This is a genomic window from Paenibacillus cremeus (assembly GCF_007786445.1).
GTDB classification, from domain to species: Bacteria; Bacillota; Bacilli; order Paenibacillales; family NBRC-103111; genus Paenibacillus_G; species Paenibacillus_G cremeus.
The window spans coordinates 1-1,158 of the sequence record NZ_VNJI01000141.1 but is presented as its reverse complement, the minus strand read 5'-3'; the positions used below and the strand labels follow the sequence as shown (position 1 = coordinate 1,158).

The following is a 1,158-nucleotide window of genomic DNA, read 5'->3' as shown; positions in this document are numbered from 1 at the left end:
TATGGCAGGGGCAATGAGCAAACGCAGCAAACAAACGGTGTTGTGTCAATTCCAGCAATGGCTGGCCGATTTGCCCTTGTACATCAAGGGTTTGTTCGGTAATTTAAGCTGCGAAAGTTGAGTTATTCATTACGAAGAATCTATGAAAGTTTTGGATACAAAAATGAAACATGCGAAAGCGACCAACGCATCCACAATCATTACAACAAATCCAGGTTGTCTGCTGCAAATGAAACTCGGTATTGAACGTGAGCAGTTGTCTGGCTCAGTCCGTGTACTTCATCTAGTAGAATATTTGACAGAAGCAGCGGGTTTAACGGAATGAAATAACCGTCATCCAAGAATGTATGACAGGGAAGTTCTAGATGGCTGGATACAGACCTTGAGGGCGAGCAGGATCTCATCAGTCGGTTTAACAATAGTATACATAAAATATTTTATGTAAACTTATGATTACGTAAAGAAAAATAAATAGATACCTAAATCCGTCCATGTTGGCATTACTTGGGCGGATTTTTTCATTCGTCCCCAAACCGCTTCAAATTATTTCTTTCGGTTCTCTGGTGTGGTTGCTGATTCGCTAAAGCACGGATTTCGACCGGAAAGCTCCATTCACGAACTATTCCAATATGTTATAGTAGAAGGAAAGACAGAGATTATGAGGGATGATACATGCGAAGTTATTTAATTCTGTCGATGTGCCTATTGTTTTTGATTCAATATTTTTTTCCTTTTGACTGGCTCAAAAACATGGTAATTGGGATAACCCTGGTTGCCTTTGCTGTAAGCGCGATGCACGCCAGAGCTGTACCTCGATGGTTCGGCATCAGTATGATGGCCATCGGGATCGTGCTGGAATTCAACAAAGGCGAAGGCTTTGCCGGCATCCGTCAAGGCATTTTCATGAATCTCCCATTAATCGCACTGGTCGTTCTGGTGCCTTTACTTTCGGTCCCTTTAAAACTGGGAGGATATTTTGAGGCGATCGATGCGCTGCTTCAACGTTTGAAGCACCATCCGCGCAAGCTATTTGCCGGCATAACGAGCGTCTTATTCATTTTGGGGCCCATATTAAATCTCGGTTCGATCCGCATAGTGGATGAACTGTTGAAAAATCTCCGGCTTCCACCAGCGATGCTTGCCAAAAGCTATGCGGTC

At 43.4% G+C, this 1,158-nt stretch carries 2 pseudogenes; both read left to right on the top strand.

Going from position 1 to position 1,158, the window contains the following annotated elements:
* Positions 1-133 precede the first annotated feature (133 nt).
* Positions 134-325: pseudogene (locus tag FPZ49_RS35230) on the top strand (heterodisulfide reductase-related iron-sulfur binding cluster); the annotation flags it as partial.
* Positions 326-672: 347 nt separating this feature from the next.
* A pseudogene (locus FPZ49_RS35225) lies at positions 673-1,158 on the top strand (hypothetical protein); the annotation flags it as partial.